Source organism: Litchfieldella anticariensis FP35 = DSM 16096 (assembly GCF_000409775.1).
Taxonomy (GTDB): Bacteria; Pseudomonadota; Gammaproteobacteria; order Pseudomonadales; family Halomonadaceae; genus Litchfieldella; species Litchfieldella anticariensis.
This window is the reverse complement of record NZ_KE332393.1, coordinates 243809-270167: the sequence shown is the minus strand read 5'-3', so window position 1 is coordinate 270167 and position 26359 is coordinate 243809. Positions and strand designations below refer to the sequence as shown.

The following is a 26359-nucleotide window of genomic DNA, read 5'->3' as shown; positions in this document are numbered from 1 at the left end:
TTATCAAAAGAAATCGCCCTGTTTAGTCATCGGTAAACTGCTGATGACGATGGTCATGGCCTTGCTGCTGCAAGCGTGTGACACGGAGCTTTATACCGACCTGAATGAACGTGAAGCCAATATCATGGTGGCCACGCTGGCGCGGCATGGCATTCCCGCCAAACGGGTAGCCCAGGAAGAAGGCCTGATGACCGTCACCGTCGACGAAAGCCGTTTCTCCGAAGCGGTGAGTATTCTCGACCGTCTCGGGCTACCGGAAGAAGAGTTCTCCAATCTCGGCAAGGTGTTCGAGAACAATAGCCTGGTATCGTCTCCGGTTCAGGAACGCGCGCAGATGATCTATGCGCTCAGTGAAGAGCTCTCCCATACCGTGTCACAGATCGATGGTGTGCTCTCGTCACGCGTTCACGTGGTGCTGCCCGATAACGACCTCATGGCACAAGACAGCACGCCGTCATCGGCCTCGGTCTTCATGCGTTATTCCCCGACGATCGACATTGATCCACTAATTCCACGCGTCAAGACTCTGGTCGCCAACGGCATTTCAGGTCTTACCTATGACAATGTGTCGGTGGTGCCAGTCGCGGCAGTGACGCTGGACGTGCAGGAAGGCACAGCCCCACCAATGCTGAGTTCCTTCCTCGGCATCACCATGCCGGCTTCCAGCGTGGCACGTGCGGGGTGGATATTCGGCCTCCTGATCGTACTGGTGCTGGCATTGGCTGGCGCGGTGGGTTGGATGATTTGGCGACAGCGCCGACGTGGTACCTACGAACTGGAGACGCCGCCATGAATGCCGGTGCCTCACTCGAGAAATCCGCCAGCGACGATAAGTGGCAGGCCTTTGTCGCTGCACCGACTCGCTGCATTGCGCTGCGCTGGTTGTGCGACTGCCTGGGCGACATGGCGGATGAAGCCACCCAGCAGTCGCTGGCAGGTCATCCACGCTTTCAGCAACGGTTGGCGCAGCGGCTGATCCAGCAACATGGTTTGACGCCGCCCGACATGCTTCCCGTGCCCGACGAGGATGATCTGGCGTTATTTCTCCTCTCCCCCGATGTCGGAGATAGCCTGGTGCAATATTGCGGCATGATCTGTCATGCCATGGCCTTCGTACGTGAGATTCGTGCCCCCCGCGTCATCGAACTCAAGGAGCGCTTCGGTGAATCGGCATTCGTCACCGCATTGGCCAATCGCGATCTGGCGATTCATGAAGGTCCCTATACCGACGACGATGCCCTGGAACACACCGTACTGCGTGACGGTGTCGCCTGTTTGGCGATTTGGCTGGCGCAGCAGCCGGCTGAGTTGTCGGCCTGGCTACGCTTGGGGTTGGCTCGCGATCCACGTCTGGCCGATGCCGACATCACCCCGGAAGTCCGCGAACACGGTGCAACCATCGTCCGCCGTGCGGCAGCGGCCATTCTCGAGGATACCGCCGAGGAGTCGGTATGAACGATCTCCCGACGCGACCGGGCAAGACCGTATTGCGTGCCAAAGAGGCTGAAGCATGGCTCGACGGTTACGCCTTTCTCGAGCGTGTACGGCAGCATGCTGGCGAGATCGAAGCCGACGCTCGCCGCACGGCCGCCAAGGCGTATGCCGAGGGCTTCGAAGAAGGCCGCCGCGAGGGCGAGGCCCAGGCTGCCGAGCTACTGGCCCAGACGACCCGACGGGTGGAGCGTTACCTGAGCGGGCTGGATCAGTCGATGGCTGAGCTGTGCCTGCAAATGGTACGCCGCATCCTGGGGGAATTTGACGATGCCGAACTGATCAGTCGCTGCGTACGCCAGGCGTTGCGCGAGTACCGTCACGATATGGCCGTCACCGTGCGCGTATCTCCTGAGCGGATGACGGAAGTCGAGACGTTACTGGCTACTGGTGAAGACACTGGACAGCCTCCCTGCCGCGTCGAAAGCGACACCCAGCTCAAAGCCGGCCAATGCCTGCTGGTCAGCCCGGTTGCGGTGGTCGATGTCGGGCTCGATGCACAATTGAACGCACTACGCCGGGCGCTCGCCGTCAAGTCGGAGACATCGCCATGAACCCAAGCGACGTCATGCCCGATATCGAACTCGAGGCGCTGCTGCCACGCCTGGAAGAACGTGTCGCCCAGGCTGAGTTACGCCCGGTGCATGGCCGTGTACGACGCATTCGCGGCCTCCTGGTGCACGCCAGCGTTGGCGGTACGGGTATCGGTGAGCTGTGCTTCCTGCGCGACCCTCTCAGCGGTCGTCGTGTGGCTGCTGAAGTGATCGGCTTCGAAGACGAAGACGCCATTCTCTCCCCTATCGGCGACCTGCAAGGCATGTCGACCCGCGCCGAGGTGATCGCTACCGGTGCGCCTCAGGGAGTTCCCGTGGGTGAAGCATTGCTCGGTCGCGTCATCAGTCCGCTTGGCACCTTCGTGGACGGGGCGCCCGACCCCGATGACGATTCGTTGAGCGAGTATCCCGTGCATGCCGAGCCTCCCGAACCGCTGTCTCGCCAGTTGATCCAACACCCCTTATCACTGGGTATTCGTGCCATCGATGGCCTGCTCACCGTGGCTCGCGGGCAGCGTTTGGGGATTTTCGGCGAACCCGGCGTCGGCAAATCGTCGCTGCTCTCGGCCATCGTGCACGGCAGCGAAGCGGATGTCATCGTACTGGGGCTGATCGGCGAACGCGGACGCGAGGTGCGCGAGCTGCTGGATGTGCAATTGGGCGCCGAGGCGCGTCGCCGTACGGTCTGTGTGGTAGCCACCTCCGATCGCCCGGCCATCGAGCGCGCTCGGGCGGCGATGGTTGCCACCAGCGTGGCCGAATACTTTCGCGACCAGGGACGTGACGTGTTGCTATTGGTCGATAGCATCACCCGTTTTGCCCGTGCACAACGCGAAATCGGTCTGGCCGCGGGGGAGCCACCAACCCGGCGTGGCTTTCCACCCTCGTTCTTCGCCGCCCTGCCACGACTGTTGGAGCGCGCCGGACCGGGGCCCAGCGGTAGCATCACGGCTCTCTATACCGTGCTCACCGAAGGCGATGGCACCCTCGACCCCGTGGCGGAAGAGGCCCGTGCAATCCTCGACGGCCACATCATGCTCAGTGCCGACCTGGCTCGTCGTGATCACTTCCCCGCTATCGACGTACTCGCCAGCCGCAGCCGACTGATGGAGGCAGTGGCATCGAAAGAACATCGTCAACACGCCGGCCAGATGCGTGATCTCTTGGCACGCTACCAAGATATCGAACTGCTGATCCAGGTCGGGGAGTATCGCGAAGGCAGTGACGCACGCACCGACGAAGCCGTTCGTAAGCATGCCACCATCGAAGCCTTCCTGCGCCAGCCCAGCCATGAGGCCAGCCGCCTGGAAGAGACCCAACGACGCATGAGCGAGATCGTGTCATGAACAAACGTCAACAACTCGAACGGCTGATGACGCTGCGCGAACGGCGCCAGCAGCGAGCGGAATTCGCCTTGATCGAACAGCAGCGATCTTGCCAAGCCGAGGCCGAGCGTATTTCGACACTGGATGACCAACTTTCCGAGCAACGACACGCCTTCGACCAGCAGGAACAAGAGCTGTTCGATGCCATGCAGGGGGCGTCGTGGTCGGCACAGAAGCTGGAACAGGTCAGGCAAGCCATCGACGATCACTACCAGCACCAGGCCGAGTTGAACGAAACCCGTCAAGTCGCCGATCGCGAATATCTCCACCAACTCACTGAGCGTGATCAACGTGCCAGTGAATGGGCACATCAGGTACGTGCCAGAAAGGCCTTGGAAATGCTGCTCGAACGTCGCCGCCGTACCGACAGACTCGCCGAAGAGGGGCGTGCCGAGTTGGACCTGGAAGACGAGACCCCTAGAGGGGGGCACTGATGGCGGGAATCGAACTATCCGTGGGCAACGAAAACCATGCGACCCAAGTCAAGACTGCCGGCCTTACCTCCCCGCAACTGACACGTATCGCCCCGGAAATCGTCACTACGCTGAATGCCCTGAATCGCCCACGGGCGCCGCTAGTGCTTTCACTCGGCGATCACACATTTTCATGCCATCGTCATTACGACGTCTCACCAATTTCGCAACCTTTGACGTTCGGACTCACCATCGGTGAAGAACCCGCAACGCTGGAAATCAGCCAAGACGCCCTGGCAGTGCTAACAGAGCACTTGGCACTTCGTCGGCCGCTGGAGATGTGCCCCCCTGAGCTGCGGGCCTTGTGGCTGGAGTACGCGCTGCTGGAATGGATCGAGCCGCTGGAAGCCCAACTCAGCCGTTCACTTCGTTTACACGGCGACAGCACAACCGCGACGGACTCGCTCCCTATTCGCTTGCCGCTACGACTGGAAACCGGGGGTAAGAGCTACGCCTTGTCGCTTTCGCTGACCGATACCACCGCCCAGGCGTTATTGCCCCTGCTGGATACACACTGCCCGCCAACGCCGAAATATTGCCCCGCCGTGTCGTGGCCATTGCAGTGGATCGCTGGCCATCAAGATCTATCACTTGCCGAGCTACGCCACCTGGCTCCCGGCGACGTGGTAATGCTCGACAAGCCTGCACAAGGCATGGCGGTGGTGATCGGCGGCTGGTTACTCGCCGACGTCGACTTCCACCACGACGGAGTGCGCCTGCTATCTCCGCCATACGTTCACACCCGTGGAGACTTCAACATGGCCCAGTCATCTTCGGATGCCAACGCTAATCGCAATACCTCGAAGACCGCTCGCTCGAGCATGGACGATGCTCAACTGGACCGATTACCCGTGCGATTGGTATGTGAATTCGGTCGGCTCGAGCTCTCACTCGGAGAACTGCGCGAGCTGGACCAAGGCAGCGTACTGCCTTTGTCGCGACCGATGGAGGAAGCCGTGGACATCGTGGTCAATGGCCGACGCATGGGACGTGGCCGGCTGGTAGAGATCGGCGACGGCCTGGGTGTGCAGATCGTGAGGCTTGCCACCGATGAATGAAGTTGGTCCCAACCTGATTGGGATGGTGCTCGTCGGCGCCACGATCGGGCTATTGCCGTTGGCGGTGGTAAGCATGACCTCGTTTCTCAAGATCGCCGTGGTGTTGTTTTTGATCCGCAACGCCCTGGGTGTGCAGCAAACGCCTCCCAACCTGGTGCTCTACGGCATTGCGTTGATCTTGACGGTATATATCACCACACCCTTGGTGGGCGAAATATATTACCAATTCGAGAACAGCCCTAGGGGGTTGGAAAGTGTGGAGGACATCAAGGAGATCGGCATGACACTACGCGAGCCGCTCAAGGAATACTTATCCATGTACGCTAATGAGCGTGAGCGGGCGTTCTTCCTTGATGCGACTCAGAATATCTGGTCGGAGCAAGCACGTGAAAATGTCGAAAGCGATGATTTGGTAGTGCTGATTCCTGCCTTCGTGACGTCCGAACTCACCCGTGCCTTCATGATCGGTTTCCTGATCTATGTGCCGTTCCTGGTCATCGACCTGATCGTCTCGAACGTATTGATGGCCATGGGTATGGTGATGATGGCACCGCCGCTGATCTCGACCCCTTTGAAGATATTTCTGTTCGTTGCCGTCGATGGCTGGTCACGTCTGATGCACGGGTTGATTCTTAGCTATGGAGGGTAGCGCCGATGACGGATGATATCTTCCTCTCGCTGATGCAGAACGCCCTATGGACGGTATTGCTGCTCTCGGCACCAGCACTACTGACTGCCATTGTGATCGGCTTCGGTATCGGTTTGCTGCAGGCATTGACGCAAATCCAGGATCAGTCCTTACCCCAATCGATCAAAGTCATCGTCGTGTTTCTGGTGCTGATTTTGGCGGGACCGCTGCTGGCGGGACAACTCGTCAACTTGACGGATCAGGTGTTGGATAATTTTGCCGTCTGGTCACGTTAGGCTCTGGTCGAGATGATTAGCGAAATCTTTGGAATACTGACCGAGCTGGCCTATCCGCTGATCATGGCGGCAGCCATCGGTATGGCACGAGCCTTGGGTGTGATTCTGATTACGCCGGCGTTCAACCGCCTGGGCCTGACAGGCTTGATACGTTCCGCTGTTGCCGTGACCATCGCGCTTCCCATGGTGCCCCCCATCTTCGAGACACTATCAACGATGGGGACTACATCGAACTTCACGCTCATTGCCCTTCTGATCAAGGAAGTGATAATCGGTGTAGTCATCGGGTTGGTATTCGGTATCCCGTTCTGGGCAGCAGAGGTCGCTGGAGAGCTGGTCGATCTGCAGCGCGCCTCGACCATGGGACAGTTGCTCGACCCGATGGGCAGTACCGAATCCGGCGTTACCAGTACCTTGCTGGTCATCACGCTAGTGGCACTGTTTTTCATTACCGGCGGCTTCATGGCACTGCTCGATGGATTCTATCGCAGTTACTCACTATGGCCGGTAGACGCCTTCATACCGGTGCTGGAGACACAAGCCGCGCTGGCCTTGCTCAGCCTGCTCGACCAAGTGATGCGTATCGGCGTGCTGATGGTCGCGCCGCTGGTTATTGCCATGCTGGTTGCCGATCTCATGATGGCTTACTTGGCACGCATGGCTCCCAATCTTCACGTATTCATTCTCTCGCTGCCGATCAAGAATCTATTGTTCACCTTCTTGATGCTGGTTTACCTCGTGTTTCTGGTACCACAGATGTATAGCGAGTTGGATGCGCTGGATGAGCACTATCGGCAGTTCGAGACGTTGATCCGTTCGATGCTGTAATACCTTCACCCGGCGATAATTCCAATGGAAGTGGGGTATCCATCATGAGTGACCAACCCAGTGAAGAAAAATCGCTACCGCCCTCGGAGAAAAAGCTTCGTGACGCACGCAAAAAGGGGCAGGTAGACAAGAGTTCCGATATGGTCACCGCCATCGTCATGCTCGGATGTACGCTCTATCTCGTTGTTCAAGCAGGTACTATCGAAACCCGTATCCGAGGGCTGATTAGCCTTACAACACGCCTTTATCAGGAACCCTTCGATACGGTATGGCCGCGCCTGATGGCAGCGAGTGTCGAGGTCATCATGTTCTCGATACTTCCCATTATCCTCATTACCATTGTTGCCGTGATATTGACCAATATCATCATCATGCGCGGCATGGTGTTCTCCGTCGATCCTATAAAACCGAAGTTCGAGCGTATCAATCCCGCCGAAGGGTTCAAGCGCATCTTCTCTGCCCGAGGAATCACCGAATTCCTCAAGTCGCTGATCAAGATAGTATCCCTCACCGTCGCGTTCGTGGTGGTTTGTCGGCTGGCTCTGCAAATGTTGATGGAATCCTCTCGCTGTGGCTTTGGCTGCCTTGAGGGTGTTTTTCTGACGCTTCTCGAACCCTTGGTCATCACTGCCTTGGTCGCATTCCTGGTCGTTGGACTGCTCGACGTGAAGATGCAACGCTGGCTATTCCAGCGCGACCAGCGCATGACCAAGACCGAGCACAAGCGTGAGCGCAAGGATATGTACGGTGATCCAGAAATCAGGCGTGAACGCCGGAGACAGCGACGTGACATGCATTCCCGCAGTTCGCAGGTGGGCCTGCAACATGCCTTGGTCATGATCGGTGCCGCCGATGACTGGGTGGTGGGCATCCGTTACGTGCGAGGGGAGACACCGGTGCCGGTTATGGTGTGCAAGGCAGGCCCCGAACGTTCGGCCGAGCTTCTACAAGAAGCCAATGAGCTCCATATCCCCGTGGTCTCCGATCGAGAGCTGGCCAACCGTATTGGCAAGCGTACGGGCAATGGTGACCCGGTGCCCAACGATACCTTTCAGTCGATGGCCGATATATTGGTTGCTGCCAAGCTTATCTAATCACAACCGGGATTCCGTATAGCCGGCTCCGATCAATCCATGAGTGAATCAAGCAAGCCCCGCCAATGCGGGGCAAGCACTTCAGATATTTCCCGTATATTCAGCGTCCTCATCCCGCTTGGTTGGGATTGAACGGGAAGGATGAATGATGAAGGTCGATGCGGAGATTTCCATCCTCATCCTTATAATACCCAAAGGTATATTCCGCTTCCGTTTCTTCTCCCGTGTTGGCGTCGGTGAAATAGTAATGTCCCATCGCAAGAGCGGAATCTTCGTCAATGATGATCCCGGCATTCTCAAAGCGCACGTCACTCCACGGCTGAATGGCGAAGCCATGATCCTCGGGAACGATGCCCGTCACGAAGTAGGAAACGGCCTCGTCCTCCGACAACCGGAAGGGCTCCTCCGACGCCTTGGTGGGCTTGAATAATACGATTCCTTCATCATAACCGTAGAGATCATCGACCGTCTTCTCTGCCAATTCCTCGTAATCCCTATGATCGGTATAGGCATCACCAATGGCGACGATGGCATCTCCCCAGGCTTCCTGGGCCTTGATGACTTCCTCTTTGGTAATCTGTCCGCCTTCTTCGGCATTCGCCACGCCGGCGCCGGAGACGAGAAGTGCGGTCATTGCCACAGCAGGAAGCAGATTTTTTACCTTCATCTTTTTCTTACCTCGTCTTGGTAAAGACATCAGGGTATTTATCATCGAGAGTTCGCATCACGGCAACGTCCCGATAACCTTGCGATGTCTAAGATGAGACTTGGTTCATTAGAATTTAGTGCTATGCGTCATTCTGCCGCATGCTTCGCATAAAAATGCCCCGAACCAATAGGAAAAGGGCCTGAGATTTCTCGCAGGCCCTCGATATCTGGTGCAGACATGGTGTGGCGAAGAATCCTACCTAGCCGGTGGACACTGCCCGGAAGTGCTCCCGCGCATGGTGATACAGAATCCCGGCATAGCCGTTGCGCTGCATGATCTTGAGGATCTTCGCGGGGTTGCCGTCATCAAGCGCCTTGTGCAGTTTCGCCTGCTGCTCGGCATCGAGGGCTTCATACCAGTAGTACGGCTCGCCCTGGGCGTTGCTATCCTCAGCTTTGCGTACCAGATCCATTTCTATGCGACCGCCATGTCGATACAGGATGTCGTAACCCTCCTGCAAGTGTGCCGACGGCACATCGTACGGCTTTTCGAGGCCTTCCAGCACATTGTAGTAGTAATAGCTTAGCGGTTGCATATGGCTCCTCCAGCGGTAGGCCGTTGTCCATCCTTCTCTACGCTTGCTCCGTTTCCCCATGTTGCCTGAGGCATGGCGGCTAGCTCAATTGAAAAGATGTAAGCCATCCAAGCCCGCACCATGAACCGAAGCCCCACCGATTCATATCATCTCGTGCTCACCCCCGATATCCTGGAACTCGCTCTTCGGAACTGAAACAGCGGTTGCTATTGCTGCAAGGCACTGTAATAGCGCACAAGCCCATCAAGCAGGGGGGCGAAGCAGTCCCACCACACTGACCAGAATCAACACCGCGCCGAGCACACGGAAGAACAAATGGGCGTCACCGGCCAGCATATAGCGATGCACTCGCTCTCCCAGCAGGTGGCCCACCAAGGCACAGGGCAATAGCCACAGGTGGTGAATCAGTTGCAGGTCCACCCCAGCGATGACAAACGACACCATCTTGATCACCACCAGGATGAACCACAGCACGAATAGCGTATCGCGCAGTTGATGCTTGGCGACGTGGGAAGCGAACACCGCCACGATCAACGGCGCCCCGATCAGGGAGGTGCCACTGACATAGCCGCCCAAAGCCAGCAGGACATAGTCCACGTATTTATTTTTGCTGCGAAACGGCCTGTTCAAAACGTAGCCAATGGCGTAGACCAGCACGATCACGAAGATGATGGTGGTCATCGTACGCGAAGGCAGCGTGAGCAACCCCACCACACCGACCAGCTTGGGGATGATCATGATCTTCAGCGCTTTGAGCAGGTAGGCCCAATCGATGTTGCTCTCGCCATGGGTACTACCCGATTGCAGCGCCAGTGCCCGGTGACCGCGCCAGGCGATCCAGCTCGAGAAGATCAGCAACTGGACGGCGATGATCGGCAGGAACACCAGGGGTTCGTTGAGCACCAGCAACAGGAATGGCAGGGACAGCACCGCGCCGCCGAAGCCGAGACTCGTTCTGACGAAGCCGCTCCAGGCGAAGATCAATCCGATGAATACGTATTGGTACCAGTCGAGGTTGGCCATGGGCTCGCAAGGTGTCCGAAAGGGTTTGCAAACGCCAGAGCCGAGAGAAATCCCATCAACCTCGCGTTGCTGAGACAACGCATTCTTGCATCCTAATATTCAATAAGGAAGCGTGAGATGGCGTCGCGACTCCTCGTTCCATGAGCAGCCATGAGGGAAACCGGCCGACAAGGCACATGTGAAAAAGGGCCTGCGGTGTCTCGCAGGCCCTCGATATCCGAGTGTGGCGCGCCCAGCAGGATTCGAATATTAAATGTATTTTATTGTTTTTACGCTAATTTTCGAATCTACGGAAAACACAATATACCTTCTTCTATGCCATGACCGTTAATTTAGGGAACTTGAACGAAACGTGGGCGGAGATCGACCTTCTTGCAAGCTACATACGTAACCCCGTGAACAATAGAGTGAAACTCTTCCTCTTCTAACACCTATACGCCTCAACTGTCGCCAGAAACGGTACAGTGGAGCCATATCTGTGCGCGGCGCCAATGTGCCAACGTCATACCCCGCGCCGCCGCGAGTATTCGGTCAACCTCTGGTATCGGTGGTCTTCCCACAGGTTCGGCATCGCCTGCGCAATGGCGTCCAAGCATCGGTCCAGTTCTCGTGGTACCCAAGGTTGATCGTTCAGGACGGCATCGAGCAAACGTAACCCATCCTCCGGAAACTGGGAGCACAAACCGGATTCGTGCAGACGACGTACAACGTAGTTGGGACGCTCAATCGGACTCAGCCAGTCCACAACCGCTGCCAGGGCCGAGGGAAACTCGGCACCTGCCGCGATACTTAGTCGAGCCAGCGATTCGGCAATTCTATTCGATGCAAGATCACGGGACTTGGGCCAGACTCGGTGCCAGAACGGTTGAATTCGATTCTTCCAGTAGTCCTCCCGCTGTTCTCCGGCACCTTCAAGAGCTTGCGAAAGTGCCTGTGCCACTTCCTGCAATCCCTCTTGCGGTAAAACGGCAATCGCTGCCTGGAAGTCCTCAGATGTGTAGCCGTCAATGGGGGCCAAAGCAGCGTAGGTGAGGAATCTGGCGAACTGGCGACTGTGCTCCCCAAGGTTCGTGTAATGCCGCGCCGTGGAGAGAAACTGCAACTTGAAGGCGACCAGGAGAGGACGGTACAGCCTTGGGGACCAGAGGAACCCTTCCCAGGCTGCCTTAGCCTCGACCGAACTGAGATCCCAATCGAACAAAGGCAGTAGATGCGTTTCCGTCCAGGTGCGATCCACCCGGAACAACGCGATCAAGCGCGATGCCAACAACACCCGTCCGTGGCGAAATTTCTCGATTTCGACATCGCACATCTGTGTGAAGAAGGGCTCGATATCCGTTGGCAGTGTATCGTTGTCCCCTGGCTCACGTTTGAACCAAAGATTTAGCAGCACCTGCGTGACATGCCCAACCGAGTGGTTGATAGCCTCTGTCACTGGTTGGTTGATCGGGTCTCCATTCTGACGAATGCCGCTGTTCGGCTCAATAGGCAACACCAGCACGCGTCTGCAAAGGTCCAGCAGGTTCACTTCATTGCTGTCAATCGACTTAGAAACCGACTCCATCCACCGGGTGACGTTGTGTGTGATTTCTTGCATGACAGCATCGGGCATGTTCTGCACCAAGTGTGCCGCATAACGCCACGAGCGCAGTACAATATCCTCCTCACTCCATGCTTGCAGGGCTTCTCCCCAGCGTTCGGTCGGCCAGAATCCCTCTTGGGCCAAGTCATACAAGGCTAAAAAGCTGTGGAAGAACCGGGTCCGGCAAGTCTCGCGCCAAGTGTCCTCATAGAAAGGCCGTTGCTCTGGCGGTGACTGCTTGAGCCATTGAACCAGTTCCGCCCGCTTGCGCGGCGCGATATCGACATCGCGGGTGGCCTCGTAGTCTGGGTCGCCGGTGCCACTCATCCAGCTTGGGAACTCTTCGCGTTCGTGCGGCTTGAAACACAAGTCGGGATAGCGTGATGACAGGGTGTTTAACCGCTGGCAAGCCAGCTCCCCCAAGAAAAGTCCAGAGTCTTCGAGTTTGGCTAGCCGCAGCCAAACCGAGTGGTCCACGATGTACTGCCAGCGCTCGGCCTCAAGATCATCTCGATACATTTGGCGCGGAGGCCCTTGCAGGATGCCGGTTTCCAGACGCTCTTGAGCGGCCGGAGTCAGGTGCCCGCCTTGCAAGACCAAGAGGCGCATCACCTCTCTATCCAGATCAACTGACCACAACCACCATGCTTCATCAGCCAATAGCCAATCAGTCCACTGAGCGGGATCGATGACTTCATCCTGACTAGCGGCAAACAGAGCCAGACGTTTGAAAGTCGGATACGGTAGATCGGACCAACTGAAAGCGACCCGGCGAGCCCGCTCGGGATTGACTTCTCGCGACGCCTGCCACGCGTCTCGCAGTAGCTCGATCAACACCACCCAGTCGTGGAACCCGCGATTCTGCCAATGTGGACTGATCGATGGTAAATACAAGTACGAACGGTCGCTGCGGTCGTCGGCTTCGCCTAGCTCGCACAGTAAATCCAGAGCGTCACGCAGCAGTTGCTGGATATCATCCAGCAGTGCCGGCAACGCTGTGTACCAGGGTTCATCTGCAAGGTCGTGTAAAGCGGAATGCACATGGTCAGCGGTCAGCGCCAACTCCCAATCCACCAACTGCTTGATGTGAGTAGCCTCTTTCGGATTTGCCTCCTCTTCACTCCAGCGAAATGGTTTTTTCAAGATTACCCTGGGCGATAGCAGCTTGCGCAGTTCCAACCGCAGTGTGGTCGTCAATCCATCACGTTTGAGACGATCCCTCCATTGGAAGAGATCTGGCTCGTGCCACGTCGACTTCACGCACCCGGTGAGCAGCAACCGCCACAGCGTTTGCATCATTGGCCCCGGAATGGCGTTGGGTGCCTGGTTGAGAATATCATCCAATTCGGTGGTATTTCCTTCCTGTTCCAAGCGTGCAAAGCGATCTAACTCGCCTTCAATCAGCCACAACCACCGGTCGTGCAATTGCCCCCCTCGCTGTGCTAGCCAGATGATCAAGGCCGGATCATTCAGGTGCCGCACCAGCCAACGAGCCAGATGTGCCATCACGTTATCCCATTGGCTGCAAGCGTCGCCACCGGATACCAGCGACATCCATGGCGCGTGCTTATACGGTGCTGGACGATGAGTTAGACTGAAATGTAACTCGTCATCCTCATCTGCGCTTGGTGAAACCCCGAAGCGGCTCAGATCACCGTGCTGGTAGCGATCCTTTGAAAAAGCCTCCAGCCAACTGAGCGGCGGTGCGGGATTGAAGTCCGCGAAGCGCTTAGCTGGTAAGCCAGATTCGTCGGACAGCGCCCAGTGCATCCGCCCCACAAAGTCATCCTGCCGAGAGCTGGCGGAAGGATGCGCCAAGGCGTATTCCACCACGATTCGTTCTTTACCGAGGACGCCATCACGATAGGTTTCGGCCCAGGTCTGCAAGGTTCTGTGCAATGCAGAGTGGTCGATACTGCCAACGGGTACCTCATAGAGAATGGGAGTGACACCCTTTGATTCCCATTCGATGGTTTTATTGCATTCTTGTCCGGGCTCGCAGTCACCCAAGGCGTATGCCTGAGGCGTGACCTCTCCGAGCATTCGGTCTGCAGCCAGTGCATCCATCATGTATCGCAGAACGGGGTCATTGATGCTGTATCCGACGAAACACACCACATAGTTGCGGAACAACTCGCCGACGAAGCGCGCTGCCCAGCGTTCGGTTAGATAGGCGAGGCCAAAGTCGCCACTGGTGAGCACCAGCCGGTGCAGCGCACTTTCATCCTTCTTCTCAGGCAACTGGCCGTGTAGATAGACCAGCCCATTCCAGCGACTATTTTTTGGAATGGGTAGCATCGGTGCCGCATAAGCGTGGAAGGGCTGCTTGGTGCGCCTAGCCGCACGTTCGAACACGCGGTCAAAATTGGTGGTCACGAGGCGAAGGGAACCCTCGCGACAACGGGCCAGTTGTAGCAACGCAGCATGGGTGTCGATTGCCCCCTTGCGGCGCCACTTGGGCTGCAAGGCTTGTGCCAATGCTGTTCGGACAGCGATTCGTTGACCAGGTATTCGCCGCTCAAGCAAATCCAGCGTGGCATCAAACTGTTTACGTCCGTTGGCATCCTGTTCGATTGGTGTACGGGGCGTGCCCACTTCCTGATAAATCTTGTCTACCAGCCCCTTGAAGTCGGGCAGACCCGCAGGGTAGGAAATGCCAGCACCGCAAAAAAACACTACCTGGCCATCTTCGTGCGCCTGCAAGAGAGGGTCTGGAATATCGGGGCCGTTAGCGATGAATTGCATGATTAGGATATGTTGATTATTGGTGCATTCGATCTAGCGCATTACAGCTGTATGAGTCTGACAGTATGTTTTGTGTCAAGTACTGTCAGGCTCTCATAAGCTCGCTCAGAATTACCTTTTGTAGCACTTTTACACAAATGATGGTCCATGCCTATTAAGCGGTCCCATCCTTTCTTCCTACCCCGTGTAAAAATGAAGAAATCCGCATGATTTTTTTGCAGCCCTCAAACCCCGCGCGGCCCCAGCAGTGGCGCGGCTTGGCGACCGGTGCAGGGGTGCATAAAAACCGACATATTTAGAGCGCGGGCGGGGCGGGGTGTCGATAGCGCGCCGTGGGTGCGCAGCGGTGAGGATGGGGACGGATGGCAACCGACCTTGCCCATGGACAATGCGCGAGGAGCAGACCGCTCCTTCGTGGGCCATGACAAGACGTGTCCGTCCCCTAGCGAGAAATAACGGCTAAGAGGATCGAGCCGCGAGGTTAATTTAACAATCATGCATATTTGACGGCCTGCCCCCGGGATGTAAGAGTTTTGTCAGTCTCATCGCAAAGGAAGGAGGCCAGGATGGCCGTAGTCGAAGGAAAGCAGGTGATCATCGTTGGGGACCGGGTTATATGCAACTGTCCCGGTAGGCCACACACCATTGTCTCCGGAAGCCCAACCAATTTCTTTCACGGTATCTCGATGTGCCGGGTTGGTGACAAAAGCTCATGTGGAGCGACCATTATCACCGGCTCGGAGCGCTTTACGATGGTCGGTGCCGGGAGGCTAGCAGCGCTGGATGGCAGCCTTACCTCGTGCGGAGGCTATGTACAGGCAGATATGGCTCTGAGAAGCCGTGCTCAGGCTGGTGGTGACTCATCGTTTAGAGCTGCTCGCATGCAAACGTCACGGACAACCGAGGCATCTCCTCATGCAACGCAATCATCGCTGGCCTCGACTTCGCCAACAATCAACCAACGCCCTCCTTACGAAATTCCGGCTAACAGTGGTTACTGGCCACCATACAACCCCCTCACACGCGAGGAGTTGAACGTCGTTTACGTTCGCCCAGCCATCGAAATCGCTGTGCTCACCAAGACAGAAGCCGAGGAGTTCCTGGCCAACCTCTATGAGGAGCACAGCGTCAAAGGGCAACTAGATACCACTAGGCAAGTATGGGGTAGCGCAGAGCATGCTCGGGATGCATACCACATAGCCAAGGGGTTAGGTGGCCTGGGAGTCATGGCCTACGAGAAGCGCATCAATGGGCGGGACTATGTGATTATCCGAGGCTACAAACGCCATCAGCAGACGTTGATGCGTGGCAATCGTTGGCGATCGAATAACCCTCGCGTCGTCCAACTAGGGCTAGGTAGCCACGGGGCACGAGCAGTGCTGAGGGTGAGTGTAGTTCTCGACATCGCCTGGGCTACAGCCACCAATGCCGTGGATGCCATTATCCGTGATGACAGGACGATGGAGGACTTTGTGGGTCGCTCGGGGATGGATATTGCCAAAGGCGTGGTCACAACTGGGCTTGGGCTTGCTGCAGCAGCTGGCGTGTCATCCGTCCTAACTGGTGGTTTGATATTTGCGGGAGTTGTCCTTCTGGTGGGAATTAGCCTTGATCAACTCGACAACCACTTCGGTATTTCCGATCAGTTGGTTGAGAGAATGAAAGGTGAAGCTCAGTGACAGGGAAGCAATGGGCACTCACTGTCTTCGGGCTGATGCTTCCCGTTGTCCTAGTCGGTGTGCAGGTCTGGTTGGGAGGAATCGGGATCATCACACAGCCCTTCAGGCCTCTCGAGCCAAAGGTGCTCTTGCTCTTTTATCCGGGCTACATGGCCATGGTGACCGGGTTTCCGCTGTGTGTCTGGCTGTTCTGGATGAACTTGAGACGGGTGCTGACGCGACAGTGGATAGCACCTCGAAAGCAATCCCGCAGGGACACCATGACGACCATCGTCCTGATAGCAGTGGCCATCATCAGCATCCTGCCTCGCTACTACCTTGGGATACGAATCGATACGGCCGGCTATGTTCATTGCCAGGAAGAGGCACGAACATCTCTCAAAAGCAGTTGGAGGGTTTATGCCGAGTCGGAAACACTATGTGAGAATGCTAGGCGCCGATAGAAAACGAAGGGCCTGCGATGTCTCGCAAGCCCTTGATATTCGAATGTGGCGCGCCCAGCAGGATTCGAACCTGCGACCTACGCCTTCGGAGGGCGTCACTCTATCCAGCTGAGCTATGGGCGCGTGGTGCCTGATGCCAGTGCGATCAGGCGCCCGTAATCCTACCCGCCTGACTTTCGGCTGTCCAGCATCCACCAAGGGTTACCATCCTCTCGGTGTAGGCCATCTACGCCGAATGGCCGACGGATGACATTTTCCTGGCAATTGGGTTGTCGGTATACTGTCCCCCTTTGCGCTGGTGCATCCAAGGGAATACTGATAAATGCCTGCGTAGGACAATCGCTACGTTGCGTGATGCTCCGAATTACAGGACCGTGAAGAGGTGGTGAGAGTGAAATTCAAACTGATCATGGGGTGTCTGGCCACCCTAAGCCTGGCAGTGGCAGGCACGGCTCACGCCCAGGAAGATGCCGAACGCGAAGCGATCGCGGAGCGTTTGAAGCCGGTCGGGGAACTCTGCCTGGAGGGGGAAGATTGCGGTACAGCGGCGGCCCCGGCCAGCGCCAGTGCCGATAGCGGCGGAGCCGTCGACGGTGCCGGCATCTATAACAACGTTTGCATGGCTTGCCATGAAAGCGGCGCCGCCGGCGCTCCGGTGCGTGGCCAAGCAGACGCTTGGGCATCACGCCTCGATAAAGGCATCGAAACGCTCTACGACCACGCAATCAATGGCTTCCAGGCCATGCCCGCCAAGGGCGGCAACCCGAACCTGTCCGATGATGAGGTGAAGGCCGCAGTCAATCATCTGGTCGAGCCGGTATACGACGGCGAACTGCCGCAAGTCGGTGGCGGCGGCGCCAGCGAACAAGCGGCCGCGAGTGGTGGCGAAGGAGAAGGCGGCGAAGGCGAAGCAGCCGCTGCCAGCGATATCGACGGGGAAGCCGTCTATGGCCGCGTGTGCATGGCATGCCACGACACCGGTGCCGCCGGCGCCCCTATGCTCGGTGATGCCGAAGCCTGGGCACCACGCCTGGAAAAGGGCACCGAAACCCTCTACGACCATGCCATCAATGGCGTTGGCGCCATGCCACCCAAAGGCGGCAATCCGAACCTGTCGGATGCCGAGACCAAGGCGGCCGTCGATCACATGATCGAAGCCGCTGAATGAGCCGGTTCCTTGCCTAGCCAGGCAAGGAACTCTCAGTTGAGGCAACCTCTCTCAGCCGAGTAACGAGCGCAGGCCCGCGATGGCATCTTGCCCGCGGGCCTGTTTCTTGTCCGGGTCTTCCTTGTCGGCGCGCCCTTCCCATTCCAGGTCGTCTACGGGCAACTCGTCGAGGAAACGGCTTGGGGTACAGTCCATCAGCTCACCGTAAGCCTTGCGCTGACGCGCCAGGGTCAAGGTCAGGGTCTGGCGCGCTCGAGTGATGCCTACGTAGGCCAGACGGCGCTCTTCCTCTACCGTGCCAGCTTCGATGGCGTTGCGGTGCGGTAGCAGTTCCTCTTCCAGCCCCATCAGATAGACATGCGGGAATTCCAGGCCCTTGGAGGCATGCATGGTCAGCAGTTGCACGCGGTCGGAGTCGTCCTCTTCCGCCTGTTGCTCGAGGATATCGCGCAGCACCAGCCGCGAGATGGCCGCCTCTACGCCTTCGGTTTCGGTGTCCTCGCTGTCGGTGATCTCTTCCGGATCGCGGTGCATCGACTTTTCGAGCTGATCGATCAACGTCCACACGTTGGCCATGCGCCGCTCGGCGATGGTCGGGGCGCTGGCGTTCTGGTACAGCCAGGCCTCGTAATCCATCTCACGCAGCATGTCACGAATGGCGGCCAGGGCATCGCCTTGGTCCATACGCCGACGCACGCCGTCGATGAAGTGGGTGAAACGTCCCAGGCGCTCCACGGCTCGTGTCGACAACACCTGTTCCAGGCCCATCTCATGACAGGCGGCAAACAGTGAGACACCGCGCTCAGTGGCATAGTTGGCGAGCTGCTCCAGGGTACCGGGGCCGATCTCGCGGCGTGGCACATTGACGATACGCAGGAAGGCATTGTCATCGGCTGGATTGATCAGTAGCCGCAGGTACGCCATGGCATCCTTGATCTCGCCTCGCGAGAAGAAGGAGGTACCGCCAGAGAGCTTGTAGGGGATTTGGTAGTGCTGAAGCTTGAGCTCCAGCAGCCGGGCCTGGAAGTTGCCACGGTATAGCACCGCGAAGTCGCGCCATTCGGCGCGTTCCTTGATGCGCCGGGTCAGGATCTCGCTGGCCACACGCTCGGCCTCGGCTTCTTCGTGGCGATTGACCACCACGCGGATTGGCACGCCCTGCCCCATCTCCGACCACAGCGTCTTGTCGTAGACGTGAGGGTTGTTGGCGATCAGGGTATTGGCGGCACGCAAAATGGTGCCCGTGGAGCGATAGTTCTGCTCCAGCTTGATGACGCGCAGACGCGGGAAATCCTCACCCAGCGTGACCAGGTTCTCAGGCCGTGCCCCTCGCCAGGCGTAGATCGACTGGTCGTCGTCGCCTACCACGGTGAAGGTCGCGCGCTCGCCCATCAGCAACTTGACCAGCAAGTACTGACTGACATTGGTGTCCTGGTATTCGTCGACCAGCATGTAGTGGATCTTGCGCCGCCAACGCGCCAGCGCTTCCGGATCACGTTGCAGCAATACCACCGGCAGCAGGATCAGGTCGTCGAAGTCGACCGCGTTGTAGGCCTTGAGATGTCGCCCATAGGCTTCGTAGACACGCGCGGCATATTGCTCGTCGTCATCGGCAGCATGCGACAGCGCCTCGCCCGGCAACACCAGGTCGTTCTTCCACTGCGAGATTGCATGCTGCACGGTATTGATCTGTTCGGCGTCGACCTGGGCGTCCTTGTTCATCAGATCGCGCAGCAGCGCCTTGGCGTCCTCCGGGTCGAATAGCGAGAAGCCCGGCTTGTAGCCCAACGCCTTGAGCTCTCCGCGGATGATGTTGAGCCCCAGCGTGTGGAAGGTCGACACCGTCAGGCCGTGTCCCTCCTTGCCCTTGAGCATCTGGCCCACGCGCTCCTTCATCTCGCGAGCCGCCTTGTTGGTGAAGGTCACTGCGGCAATTCGCCGCGCGTTCAGGCCGCATTCCTGCACCAGGTAGGCGATCTTGGTGGTGATCACGCTGGTCTTGCCCGAGCCCGCGCCAGCCAATACCAGACAGGGGCCATCGATATAGCGCACCGCTTCTTGCTGGCGGGGGTTCAGCTTGGCCAGGCGTTGCTGGATCGACATCGATCACTCCTTCGGGGTGGCAATATCGATGCCTGCGGCGCCATGAAAGCCAAGCTGTCGCCAGGCCTCATAGACGATCACCGCACAGGCGTTGGAAAGGTTCAGGCTGCGGCTGTCCGGCAGCATAGGGATACGCAGACGCTGGGCAGGCGGTAGCGCATCGAGCATCGCCTGGGGCAAGCCGCGAGTCTCAGGACCGAACACCAGCGCATCGCCAGGCGCGTAACATGGCTCATGGTAACCGGTACGGCCGCGCGTCGAGATGGCGAAGACCCGCTTCGGTGCCACGCTGTCGAGAAAGGCGGGCCAATGGCGATGTACGCGCACCGCCGCCCATTCGTGATAGTCCAGCCCGGCACGCCGCAAACGCCTGTCGTCAAGCACGAAACCCATAGGTTCGATCAGGTGCAGACGAAAGCCGGTATTGGCACATAACCGGATCAGATTACCGGTGTTGGGTGGAATTTCGGGCTCAAACAGCACCACATCAAGCATAACCACTTCCTGATAAAGGGTAGCCACCAACGCACTCGGGCCCCTTGCGGGGCCCGAGATTGGCCAAGCGGCGACATTCAGCCATGCTGTACACCGTAGCGTGCACGATAGGCGCGAATGGCGTCGGCATGGCGCTGCATGTCGGCACCCGCGTGTTCTTCCAGGTAGGTCAACACCATGTCGAGGGTGACAATGCTGACCACCGGCATGCCGTAAGTGTGTTCGACCTCCTGGATGGCGCTCAGCTCGCCGTTGCCGCGTTCCTGGCGGTCCAGGGCGATTACCACTCCGGCGGCCTCGGCACCGGCCGCCTCGATCAGTTGCATGACCTCACGAATGGCGGTACCGGCGGTGATCACGTCGTCGATGATCAGGATGCGTCCCTTGAGATCGGCACCCACGATATTACCGCCTTCACCGTGATCCTTGGCTTCCTTGCGGTTGAAGGCGAAGGGCATGTCGTGGTGATGGTGCTCGGCAAGCGCCACGGCCGTGCTCGCCGCCAAAGATATGCCCTTGTAGGCGGGGCCGAACAGCACATCGGCCTGGAGTTCGCTATTCTCGATGGCCTGGGCATAGCAACGCCCGAGCCTGGCCAGGGCGGCACCGCTCTTGAACAGTCCGGCATTGAAGAAGTAGGGGCTGATACGACCGGACTTGAGGGTGAATTCACCGAAGCGCAACACCCCCTGGTCAATGGCGAACTCGATGAACTCGCGCTGATATGGCTGCATGTTGTCCCCCCTGCGACTATCCACCTCACGCCCCCTTAGCATGTTCATCGGTCAAAGCCATTTACCAAAACGTCGAAACGTCGGGTATCATACACGCGCGACGGAAAAGGGACCATGCAATGAAAATCGCCAGCATCAATGTCAATGGCATCCGCGAAGCGGTCGATCGGGGTTTCCTCGATTGGTTGGACAACCAGGACGCCGATGTCGTCTGCGTGCAGAACCTCAAGGCCAAAAGCTTCGAACTGGATGACAGCATCCTCTACCCGGAAGGTTACGAGGGTTATTTTCTCGACGCCGAGCAGGACAATTTTTCCGGCGTGGGGCTGTATTGCCGCAAGATTCCCAAGGCCATCATGTACGGCCTGGGTTTCGAGCAGTGCGACCACGAAGGGCGTTTCCTGCAGGCCGACTACGAACGCTTCAGTATTGCCAGCTTCCTGATGCCCGATGGCAGCGATCCCGCCGCCAAGGCCTCCTTCATGGCCCAATACCAGGAATACCTGTCGAAGATGGCCAGGAAGCGTCGTGAGTACATCATCTGCGGTACCTGGCATATCGCCCACAAGACCCTCGACCTGGCTAACTGGGCGGATAACCAGACCACCCCGGGCTTCAAGCCCGAGGAACGTGCCTGGATGGATCAGGTGTTCGGCCCCACCGGCTTTATCGATACGTTCCGCGAGATCAATCGCGACGCCGGGGAATACACCTGGTGGCCGGCACTGGATCAGGATCAGCCGCGCTCCCGCCAGGAAGGCTGGCGCATCGACTACCAAGTGGTCGGCCCCAACTTCCGGCGCCACGTGACCGATGCCTGGATCGACTACGACGCCACCTTCTCGCAGTTTGCGCCATTGATCGTCGAGTACGATCTCACCCTCTAAGCGTCCTCGCCGTTTCCCGTCGCCATGACGCCGGCCATCGTGCCGGCGTCATTCATCGAACATGCGTCAAATGGTCTCAGCCACGCATGCCCAGGGCCTCGCGTTGGTGTTCGAAGAGCTGACGCCCGGCTCCTTCAGCCAGGTCGAGCATGGCATTGAGCTCGGCTCGGGTGAATTCTCCCGCCTCGGCGGTGCCTTGGACCTCGATCAGGCCGCCGCCCTCGGTCATCACCACGTTCATGTCGGTATCGGCGCCGCTATCCTCTGGGTAATCGAGGTCGACCACCGGCGTTCCCCGGAAGATACCCACCGACACGGAACTGACCAACTGCTTGAAGGGATCCTGCTGGATCAGCTTCTTGCGCTGCAGATAACGGATGGCGTCGATCAGCGCCACGCAACCGCCGGTGATCGAAGCGGTGCGGGTGCCCCCATCGGCCTGGATCACGTCACAGTCGACGGTAATGGTGAACTCGCCCAGCCGCTTCAGATTGACTGCTGCCCGCAGCGAGCGGCCGATCAGTCGCTGGATCTCCAAGGTGCGGCCACCTTGCTTGCCACGTGCCGCCTCGCGACCGCCACGGGTATGGGTGGCACGTGGCAACATGCCATATTCGGCGGTTACCCATCCCTGGTTCTTGCCTCTCAACCAGCGCGGTACCCCGGCCTCGACGCTGGCATTGCACAACACTCGGGTATCGCCGAACTCGACCAGCACCGAACCTTCGGCATGGCGGGTGTATTCACGGGTCAAAGTGATTTCGCGGGGTTGGTCGGGCTGTCGTCCACTGGGGCGCATAGGCGTTCTCAAAGACTCTCTCGTATCGATTGACTTAGAAGGAATGCCGCTGTCGCCGAGATCGGCGATTCGACATGTGGCGCCATTCTACACGCTTGTGCCCTAGTATCGGTTACACTATTGGGTTCTCGATAACCGGCCGCGTACCGCGTAGTACCAGGAGTCAGCATGGTTCACAGCATGACCGCTTTTGCCCGCCAGAGCCGGGAAGCCGATTGGGGCAGCCTGCAACTCGAACTGCGCTCAGTGAATCAGCGCTATCTCGATCTGCATTTCCGCCTGCCCGAGACATTACGCGACCTGGAACCCGCTTACCGCGACACACTGCGAGCCAAGCTGGCGCGCGGCAAGGTGGAATGTACCCTGCGCTTCGAGCCCTCCGCCGTCGGCGAGAACCTGACGATCAACCGCGAGCGACTTGCCGAGCTGACCCGCGCCCTACTTGAAGTGCGCAGCGAGCTGCCCGGTGTGGCAATGCCCGACGCCTTGGCGTTGCTCGACCACCCAGGCATCGTCGATACCCAAGGGCTCGATATGGACGTGGTCAAGACCGCGGCCCTGGAGTTGTTCGACGCCGCTCTGAACGACCTAACTGCCGGGCGTGCCCGTGAGGGCGAACAACTTGCTGCCTTGATCGAGCATCGTCTGAAAGGGGTGCGCGAACAAGTCAATACCGTGCGCGCGTTGCTGCCGAGCATCCTCGAACGCCAGCGCACCCAACTCCTCGAACGTCTCGAGGCCGTACGTGCAGAGCTCGATCCGCAACGCCTGGAAGCCGAACTCACACTATTGGCGCAAAAAGCCGATGTCGACGAAGAACTCGACCGCCTCGAAACCCACGTCACCGAGGTAGAGCGTCAGCTCAAGCAAAAGGGCCCTGTCGGCCGGCGTCTCGACTTCCTGATGCAGGAACTCAACCGCGAAGCCAACACCCTGTCGTCCAAGGCCGTGGTCGCCGAATCCACGCGCTGCGCGGTGGAGCTCAAGGTACTGATCGAGCAGATGCGCGAGCAGATCCAGAATATTGAGTGATGTTCTGCGGTGTCCGAGGTAGTTGTCTGGTCCGTATGATGAATGACTTGCTTGTGAAATAACTCTGGCTGCATCCTCTGCCACTGCCTCATGACATCAAGCGGTGTCTGATGATGCAGCGCCTGCTGAGCAATGTGGTGATGGACAAGCAATAGTGTTTCAGCGTTTGTCCAGGTCCTCTCCTGACGCATACAGCCGTGTTGTCAGCACTTTCTGAACGAGGTGTCCTTGAGAAGCCGGTTGCCAGATCCAACCAGCAAGACCGCTATGCCGGATAATACCGCACTTCCCATAAAGGTCGCGTCGACTCCGATATGATCAAGCAGTGCACCACCGAGCGCTGCGCCGAGCAGAATGGAAGACTGTATGGCAGCAACAATCAGACTGCCTGCCGCTTCGGGCTCGTCATCCACATTCTGGGAAAGCCAGGCCATCCACCCGATCGACATCGCGGTATTCATGATGCCCCAAATGGCCAGCAGCGCTGCTGTCGTAACTACAAATTGTCCGAACCCAATGAGGCCGAGCGTCACCACCGCCATTGTCAGCGGCACCACTTGTAGCAACCGAATGACGTGGTCATCGGCATACCTGCCGCCGGCCCATGTGCCGATAAAGCCGCTACAGCCGAGTACGAGAAAGAGCTGGGACAGTGTCACCACATCTACACCGGTGACCGTTTCAAGAAAGGGGCGCAGGTAGGCGAACATCGAGAAGGCACCGGAGAAGGTTAAAATCACAGCGGTGATTCCCTGGGCAAAATAGGGGCGCTTTAATACCTCAAGAAGTGAGCGAAACGATTGCCGATCATTCGCCGGCAATGATGGCAGGACCAGCAATTGCCACACGAGGTTCAGTGCCACGATCGGGACCAGAATCCAGAAGACACCTCGCCAGCCGATTATCCCGCCGAGGTAACTTCCAATCGGAGCGGCAAACGCTGCTGCCACGGCCTGCCCCGTATACATGACGGCGAGGGCTCTGGATACGCTCTCTTTGGGCACCAGCCTCATAATAACCGCCGTCCCGAGAGCCCAGAATCCCCCTATACAGATTCCCAGCAGCGCGCGAGCCAGCATCAGCACGATGAAGGTGGGGGCTGCTGCAATGAGACCCAGCGAGAGCAGCATCAACCCCGTCATGGCGATCAGTACCCATTTGCGATCAATGCGTCCCGCCAGAGTTGTCATAAGGAGGCTCGCGGTCACCGCAAAAAAACCACTGATGGAAATTGCCTGGCCTGTCTGGCCTTCGGTAGCGCCAAGGCTGTCGGCGATGGGCGTCAACAAGCTTACCGGCATGAATTCGGAGGCAATCAACATGGCAACACACAGGGACATGGAAAACACCGCTCCCCAGGCGCCAGCTTGCTGCGGGATATCCATTGTCGAATTCTTGCTGGTCATAGTCCCCTCTCTGGGCGGTTGGCACGAGGACGGCAAGCTTAAGTCCAGGCGCGCGCCTGCAACAATCATGTTCGACTCATAGAAACAATGAACTCTGCGCATAGATAAAGTGCTAAATCCCCTTCTCGGGCGGGGTAAACTGAAAGAACATGCTACAGAGGTCATGAATGATGCGGGAGGAACTAGGCGATCTAGTGGTGTTTATGGCGGTCGCGGAGGAACGCAGTTTTACACGGGCATCCGTACGTTTGGGGTTATCCCAATCCGCTGTCAGTCACACGGTTCGGCGACTGGAGGAATCCATAGGGCTCAAGTTGTTGAACCGAACATCAAGGCGAGTATCCACCACCGATGCTGGTGAGAAGCTGCTGGATGCGTTACGCCCCAGCTTTGGGCAGATCAATGCCCGCATCGAGGAAATTCGCATGCTGGGTGATGCACCCCGGGGCCTGGTGCGGCTGACGGCGAGCAAGGCTGCCGCCCGTGCGGTTTTGTGGCCAAAAATCTCCCAGATCGTGCGTGACTATCCGGAAGTTCAGATCGAATTGAATCTGGAAAGTCGTCTGACAGATTTGGCCGAGGATCGATTTGATGCGGGCGTGCGGCTCCGTGAATTCGTCAGTCCCGATATGATCGCAGTGAAAATTGGTCCACTGATTCGGATGGTTGCCGTAGCTGCGCCAGAGTATTTCCGAAAGCACGGCGTTCCAAAACACCCTTCCGACCTGGATGACCATGCCTGTCTTTCACTGCGCTTTAGCTCGCATGCGCCAGCGTATGACTGGGAGTTTGAGAAAGAGGGAGAGGCCATCGTCAAGAAGGTTTCCGGGCCGCTGATCTTCAGCGAGAGCGATTTGTGCATTGATGCCGCCAAAGAAGGGCATGGAATTGCTTTTGTGACTGAACCCGAGGTCATCGACGATATCGAGGATGGCAAGCTGCGCCGGGTGCTTGCCGACTGGTGCCCGCCCTTCGACGGGTACCATTTGTGTTATTCGGGCCGCCGCCAGATCAGTTCTGCCTTCCGCTTGGTCATTGATCGGTTGCGTTACCGGGACTGACGGAGTGTGCCTTCGGTTCGTTCGCCGATCAATGAATTCGGTGCATAGGTCCATGCAGTTCCAGGGTATGGATTTGCTTGATGCGCAAACTAGACTCTGACGGGATTTGAACGTGTTTTGCCGAGCAAGACCTGGCGCGAGGCGACTATAA

At 58.0% G+C, this 26359-nt stretch carries 25 protein-coding genes and 1 tRNA gene; 16 read left to right on the top strand and 10 right to left on the bottom strand.

Translation table 11 applies throughout. The features are described 5' to 3' along the window. Window positions 1-43 precede the first annotated feature (43 nt). The 10 genes from sctJ to L861_RS19620 are packed head-to-tail and all read left to right on the top strand — an operon-like array spanning window position 44 to window position 7807. On the top strand, window positions 44-793 hold the full coding sequence (gene sctJ, locus L861_RS19665; RefSeq protein WP_016418406.1) for a type III secretion system inner membrane ring lipoprotein SctJ: 750 nt from the start codon (window positions 44-46) through the stop codon (window positions 791-793). After that, entirely contained in the window at window positions 790-1455 is a 666-nt protein-coding gene (locus L861_RS23755; RefSeq protein WP_016418405.1) for a hypothetical protein, read from the top strand. Before sctJ ends, L861_RS23755 begins: the two co-directional genes overlap by 4 nt. Then, a complete protein-coding gene (gene sctL / locus L861_RS19655) occupies window positions 1452-2045 on the top strand; it encodes a type III secretion system stator protein SctL (RefSeq protein WP_016418404.1) in 594 nt (197 codons plus the stop codon). Before L861_RS23755 ends, sctL begins: the two co-directional genes overlap by 4 nt. Next, on the top strand, window positions 2042-3391 hold the full coding sequence (locus L861_RS19650; RefSeq protein ID WP_016418403.1) for a FliI/YscN family ATPase: 1350 nt from the start codon (window positions 2042-2044) through the stop codon (window positions 3389-3391). The genes sctL and L861_RS19650 overlap by 4 nt, the downstream gene beginning before the upstream one ends. After that, window positions 3388-3864 carry a hypothetical protein gene (locus L861_RS19645; RefSeq protein ID WP_016418402.1) on the top strand — a complete coding sequence of 159 codons (477 nt, stop codon included), beginning with the start codon at window positions 3388-3390 and terminating at the stop codon, window positions 3862-3864. The genes L861_RS19650 and L861_RS19645 overlap by 4 nt, the downstream gene beginning before the upstream one ends. Next, window positions 3864-4961, top strand: a complete 1098-nt coding sequence (sctQ, locus tag L861_RS23750; RefSeq protein WP_016418401.1) for a type III secretion system cytoplasmic ring protein SctQ — start codon at window positions 3864-3866, stop codon at window positions 4959-4961. The genes L861_RS19645 and sctQ overlap by 1 nt, the downstream gene beginning before the upstream one ends. After that, the gene (gene sctR, locus L861_RS19635; RefSeq protein WP_016418400.1) at window positions 4954-5610 is read left to right on the top strand and encodes a type III secretion system export apparatus subunit SctR; all 657 of its coding nucleotides are present in this window, start codon (window positions 4954-4956) and stop codon (window positions 5608-5610) included. Before sctQ ends, sctR begins: the two co-directional genes overlap by 8 nt. Window positions 5611-5615: 5 nt before the next feature. Beyond that, window positions 5616-5885, top strand: a complete 270-nt coding sequence (gene sctS, locus L861_RS19630; protein ID WP_016418399.1) for a type III secretion system export apparatus subunit SctS — start codon at window positions 5616-5618, stop codon at window positions 5883-5885. A 12-nt stretch (window positions 5886-5897) separates the two neighbouring features. Further along, on the top strand, window positions 5898-6713 hold the full coding sequence (gene sctT, locus L861_RS19625; protein ID WP_016418398.1) for a type III secretion system export apparatus subunit SctT: 816 nt from the start codon (window positions 5898-5900) through the stop codon (window positions 6711-6713). 44 nt (window positions 6714-6757) lie between these two features. Continuing rightward, window positions 6758-7807 carry an EscU/YscU/HrcU family type III secretion system export apparatus switch protein gene (locus L861_RS19620; RefSeq protein ID WP_021029238.1) on the top strand — a complete coding sequence of 350 codons (1050 nt, stop codon included), beginning with the start codon at window positions 6758-6760 and terminating at the stop codon, window positions 7805-7807. Window positions 7808-7916: 109 nt separating this feature from the next. Here L861_RS19620 and L861_RS19615 read toward each other — a convergent pair whose 3' ends face one another. The 4 genes from L861_RS19615 to dsr1 form a co-directional block, all read right to left on the bottom strand. Further along, entirely contained in the window at window positions 7917-8519 is a 603-nt protein-coding gene (locus L861_RS19615) for a metal-independent carbonic anhydrase family protein (protein ID WP_201766442.1), read from the bottom strand. 196 nt (window positions 8520-8715) lie between these two features. After that, entirely contained in the window at window positions 8716-9051 is a 336-nt protein-coding gene (locus L861_RS19610) for a hypothetical protein (protein ID WP_016418395.1), read from the bottom strand. A 243-nt stretch (window positions 9052-9294) separates the two neighbouring features. Then, window positions 9295-10074 carry a TSUP family transporter gene (locus L861_RS19605; RefSeq protein ID WP_016418394.1) on the bottom strand — a complete coding sequence of 260 codons (780 nt, stop codon included), beginning with the start codon at window positions 10072-10074 and terminating at the stop codon, window positions 9295-9297. A 502-nt stretch (window positions 10075-10576) separates the two neighbouring features. Continuing rightward, the gene (gene dsr1 / locus L861_RS19600; protein ID WP_016418393.1) at window positions 10577-14401 is read right to left on the bottom strand and encodes an anti-phage defense-associated sirtuin Dsr1; all 3825 of its coding nucleotides are present in this window, start codon (window positions 14399-14401) and stop codon (window positions 10577-10579) included. Window positions 14402-14967: 566 nt separating this feature from the next. Between dsr1 and L861_RS19595 the strand changes: the two genes are divergently transcribed. Together L861_RS19595 and L861_RS25375 are read left to right on the top strand one after the other, a co-directional pair. Next, window positions 14968-16080: a PAAR domain-containing protein gene (locus L861_RS19595; RefSeq protein ID WP_016418392.1), complete on the top strand. Its 1113-nt coding sequence runs from the start codon at window positions 14968-14970 to the stop codon at window positions 16078-16080. Window positions 16081-16115: 35 nt separating this feature from the next. Next, entirely contained in the window at window positions 16116-16523 is a 408-nt protein-coding gene (locus L861_RS25375) for a DUF1240 domain-containing protein (RefSeq protein WP_503487566.1), read from the top strand. Between the two features lie 46 nt (window positions 16524-16569). Here the strand turns inward: L861_RS25375 and L861_RS19585 are convergent. Then, window positions 16570-16646: transfer RNA gene (locus tag L861_RS19585), tRNA-Arg, on the bottom strand. 268 nt (window positions 16647-16914) lie between these two features. Between L861_RS19585 and L861_RS19580 the strand changes: the two genes are divergently transcribed. Continuing rightward, on the top strand, window positions 16915-17691 hold the full coding sequence (locus L861_RS19580) for a c-type cytochrome (RefSeq protein ID WP_016418390.1): 777 nt from the start codon (window positions 16915-16917) through the stop codon (window positions 17689-17691). 51 nt (window positions 17692-17742) lie between these two features. Here L861_RS19580 and rep read toward each other — a convergent pair whose 3' ends face one another. The 3 genes from rep to pyrE form a co-directional block, all read right to left on the bottom strand. Further along, a complete protein-coding gene (gene rep, locus L861_RS19575; RefSeq protein WP_016418389.1) occupies window positions 17743-19794 on the bottom strand; it encodes a DNA helicase Rep in 2052 nt (683 codons plus the stop codon). 3 nt (window positions 19795-19797) lie between these two features. Continuing rightward, entirely contained in the window at window positions 19798-20289 is a 492-nt protein-coding gene (gene trmL, locus L861_RS19570; RefSeq protein WP_016418388.1) for a tRNA (uridine(34)/cytosine(34)/5-carboxymethylaminomethyluridine(34)-2'-O)-methyltransferase TrmL, read from the bottom strand. Between the two features lie 77 nt (window positions 20290-20366). Beyond that, the gene (gene pyrE, locus L861_RS19565; protein ID WP_016418387.1) at window positions 20367-21023 is read right to left on the bottom strand and encodes an orotate phosphoribosyltransferase; all 657 of its coding nucleotides are present in this window, start codon (window positions 21021-21023) and stop codon (window positions 20367-20369) included. A 119-nt stretch (window positions 21024-21142) separates the two neighbouring features. Between pyrE and L861_RS19560 the strand changes: the two genes are divergently transcribed. Continuing rightward, on the top strand, window positions 21143-21910 hold the full coding sequence (locus tag L861_RS19560) for an exodeoxyribonuclease III (RefSeq protein ID WP_016418386.1): 768 nt from the start codon (window positions 21143-21145) through the stop codon (window positions 21908-21910). Between the two features lie 76 nt (window positions 21911-21986). Here the strand turns inward: L861_RS19560 and rph are convergent, their stop codons facing one another. Continuing rightward, window positions 21987-22709, bottom strand: a complete 723-nt coding sequence (rph, locus tag L861_RS19555; RefSeq protein WP_016418385.1) for a ribonuclease PH — start codon at window positions 22707-22709, stop codon at window positions 21987-21989. 168 nt (window positions 22710-22877) lie between these two features. On the opposite strand from rph, the gene L861_RS19550 reads away from it, so the two are divergent. Further along, window positions 22878-23741 (top strand): YicC/YloC family endoribonuclease, encoded by an 864-nt coding sequence (locus L861_RS19550; RefSeq protein WP_016418384.1) that lies wholly within the window; start codon window positions 22878-22880, stop codon window positions 23739-23741. A gap of 203 nt (window positions 23742-23944) precedes the next feature. On the opposite strand, the gene L861_RS19545 is transcribed toward L861_RS19550, so the two are convergent. Continuing rightward, complete coding sequence (locus L861_RS19545) at window positions 23945-25147, bottom strand: MFS transporter (protein WP_027947599.1); 1203 nt, start codon at window positions 25145-25147, stop codon at window positions 23945-23947. 167 nt (window positions 25148-25314) lie between these two features. Between L861_RS19545 and L861_RS19540 the strand changes: the two genes are divergently transcribed. Continuing rightward, entirely contained in the window at window positions 25315-26208 is an 894-nt protein-coding gene (locus L861_RS19540) for a LysR family transcriptional regulator (protein ID WP_016418382.1), read from the top strand. The last annotated feature ends 151 nt before the right edge of the window (window positions 26209-26359 follow it).

Excerpts from the sequence above, each read along its gene's own strand:
- sctJ (WP_016418406.1), top strand. The coding sequence starts at position 44 with ATGACGATGGTCATGGCCTTGCTGCTGCAAGCGTGTGACACGGAGCTT.
- L861_RS23755 (WP_016418405.1), top strand. The coding sequence starts at position 790 with ATGAATGCCGGTGCCTCACTCGAGAAATCCGCCAGCGACGATAAGTGG.
- sctL (WP_016418404.1), top strand. The coding sequence starts at position 1,452 with ATGAACGATCTCCCGACGCGACCGGGCAAGACCGTATTGCGTGCCAAA.
- L861_RS19650 (WP_016418403.1), top strand. The coding sequence starts at position 2,042 with ATGAACCCAAGCGACGTCATGCCCGATATCGAACTCGAGGCGCTGCTG.
- L861_RS19645 (WP_016418402.1), top strand. The coding sequence starts at position 3,388 with ATGAACAAACGTCAACAACTCGAACGGCTGATGACGCTGCGCGAACGG.
- sctQ (WP_016418401.1), top strand. The coding sequence starts at position 3,864 with ATGGCGGGAATCGAACTATCCGTGGGCAACGAAAACCATGCGACCCAA.
- sctR (WP_016418400.1), top strand. The coding sequence starts at position 4,954 with ATGAATGAAGTTGGTCCCAACCTGATTGGGATGGTGCTCGTCGGCGCC.
- sctS (WP_016418399.1), top strand. The coding sequence starts at position 5,616 with ATGACGGATGATATCTTCCTCTCGCTGATGCAGAACGCCCTATGGACG.
- sctT (WP_016418398.1), top strand. The coding sequence starts at position 5,898 with ATGATTAGCGAAATCTTTGGAATACTGACCGAGCTGGCCTATCCGCTG.
- L861_RS19620 (WP_021029238.1), top strand. The coding sequence starts at position 6,758 with ATGAGTGACCAACCCAGTGAAGAAAAATCGCTACCGCCCTCGGAGAAA.
- L861_RS19615 (WP_201766442.1), bottom strand. The coding sequence starts at position 8,519 with ATGATAAATACCCTGATGTCTTTACCAAGACGAGGTAAGAAAAAGATG.
- L861_RS19610 (WP_016418395.1), bottom strand. The coding sequence starts at position 9,051 with ATGCAACCGCTAAGCTATTACTACTACAATGTGCTGGAAGGCCTCGAA.
- L861_RS19605 (WP_016418394.1), bottom strand. The coding sequence starts at position 10,074 with ATGGCCAACCTCGACTGGTACCAATACGTATTCATCGGATTGATCTTC.
- dsr1 (WP_016418393.1), bottom strand. The coding sequence starts at position 14,401 with ATGCAATTCATCGCTAACGGCCCCGATATTCCAGACCCTCTCTTGCAG.
- L861_RS19595 (WP_016418392.1), top strand. The coding sequence starts at position 14,968 with ATGGCCGTAGTCGAAGGAAAGCAGGTGATCATCGTTGGGGACCGGGTT.
- L861_RS25375 (WP_503487566.1), top strand. The coding sequence starts at position 16,116 with ATGCTTCCCGTTGTCCTAGTCGGTGTGCAGGTCTGGTTGGGAGGAATC.
- rep (WP_016418389.1), bottom strand. The coding sequence starts at position 19,794 with ATGTCGATCCAGCAACGCCTGGCCAAGCTGAACCCCCGCCAGCAAGAA.
- trmL (WP_016418388.1), bottom strand. The coding sequence starts at position 20,289 with ATGCTTGATGTGGTGCTGTTTGAGCCCGAAATTCCACCCAACACCGGT.
- pyrE (WP_016418387.1), bottom strand. The coding sequence starts at position 21,023 with ATGCAGCCATATCAGCGCGAGTTCATCGAGTTCGCCATTGACCAGGGG.
- L861_RS19560 (WP_016418386.1), top strand. The coding sequence starts at position 21,143 with ATGAAAATCGCCAGCATCAATGTCAATGGCATCCGCGAAGCGGTCGAT.
- rph (WP_016418385.1), bottom strand. The coding sequence starts at position 22,709 with ATGCGCCCCAGTGGACGACAGCCCGACCAACCCCGCGAAATCACTTTG.
- L861_RS19550 (WP_016418384.1), top strand. The coding sequence starts at position 22,878 with ATGGTTCACAGCATGACCGCTTTTGCCCGCCAGAGCCGGGAAGCCGAT.
- L861_RS19545 (WP_027947599.1), bottom strand. The coding sequence starts at position 25,147 with ATGACCAGCAAGAATTCGACAATGGATATCCCGCAGCAAGCTGGCGCC.
- L861_RS19540 (WP_016418382.1), top strand. The coding sequence starts at position 25,315 with ATGATGCGGGAGGAACTAGGCGATCTAGTGGTGTTTATGGCGGTCGCG.